The 624-nt window shown below is 44.4% G+C and carries 1 pseudogene; it reads left to right on the top strand.

The window, feature by feature from the left end:
- Nucleotides 1-47: 47 nt before the first annotated feature.
- Nucleotides 48-624: pseudogene (locus BN338_RS07455) on the top strand (late control protein); the annotation flags it as partial.

Below are 624 nucleotides of genomic sequence, written 5' to 3'. Positions count from 1 at the left end.
CTGCCCGAATTTGTCAGCCAAGAGAAGAAGAGTGTGGTGAAAAGGCTATGGGATTAAGACGTACACATCCCTTTATTGAAGTAAAGGCAGGGGAGAAGCTTGTTCATGAGGTCTTTTATCAGCGTCTTTTAACGGCAACGATCACCGATCATGCAGGCAATGAAGCTGATAGCTTTGAAGCAGAGTTTGACGATAGTGGTCATGATTTAGAAATTCCTTCAAGCAACAGTGCACTCCAGGTTACCTTTGGCTATCAAAACAGCATCCATGCCTTTATGGGGCGTTTTGTTGTCGAGTCGGTGGTCAGTATTGGTGGGAGTGATGGAGAGATTTTACGCCTTTGTGGCAAAAGCGCTTCGATGCGCAAAGAGCTTAAAGAACAAGCGAGTGAACATTTTGACACAAAACCATTGCTGAGATTGTTGAGACACTCGCCAAACGCCATGGTTATCAAGCAAAGGTGAGCCCCCAGTTTAGCAAACAAGCTCTTCCTTATGTGGTGAGAACAGATCAATCGGCAGTTGATTTTTTAACGCGTCTTGCGGATCGTATGCAGGCACGTTTTTTGATCAAAGACCATAAGTTTTTATTTTTAAGCGGGGACAATTTACCTTCACTCACCCT

Origin of the sequence: Bartonella queenslandensis AUST/NH15, assembly GCF_000312585.1 — a bacterium.
Taxonomy (GTDB): domain Bacteria; phylum Pseudomonadota; class Alphaproteobacteria; order Rhizobiales; family Rhizobiaceae; genus Bartonella; species Bartonella queenslandensis_A.
This window is presented reverse-complemented; position numbering and strand designations above follow the sequence as displayed.